1 rRNA gene is annotated in these 466 nt (G+C 38.0%); it reads left to right on the forward strand.

Going from position 1 to position 466, the window contains the following annotated elements:
- Positions 1–160 precede the first annotated feature (160 nt).
- A 5S ribosomal RNA gene (gene rrf, locus IM793_RS24700) occupies positions 161–272 on the forward strand.
- The last annotated feature ends 194 nt before the right edge of the window (positions 273–466 follow it).

Below are 466 nucleotides of genomic sequence, written 5' to 3' on the forward strand. Positions count from 1 at the left end.
CAGCAGAAATGTTGAAGGGTTTTCTTGTTATATACAAGGCCTTGTGTTTTAAGGCCAGCGAAATTGAAATACTAAAAGGCTAAAAGCTGAAAGAGCAAAGACCAAAGGTGGATTACGCTTTATTCTTTAAGCTTTCTTCTTTAGTCTTAAATAAAAATATTCAGGTGCCTATATCGGTGGTGTCCACCTCTTCCCATTCCGAACAGAGCAGTTAAGCCCACCAGAGCCGATGGTACTGCGGTAACACGTGGGAGAGTAGGTCGGTGCCAGATCTTAAAAAGAAACCTCTCAACAGAAATGTTGAAGGGTTTTCTTCGTTAAAAGGCGCTTTGAAGTGTTATTTCAAACTTTTAAAGCATTAAAAAGAATTAAGGCAAAGGTTCTGGTTCTTAATATCCTTAATCACTTAATGGTAAAGTGAGCTATAAAATTTTCTCACCATTAAGGCGTTAAGAAAAGTTAAGGG

The sequence above is a fragment of the Pedobacter sp. MR2016-19 genome (assembly GCF_014947265.1).
Classification (GTDB): Bacteria; Bacteroidota; Bacteroidia; order Sphingobacteriales; family Sphingobacteriaceae; genus Pedobacter.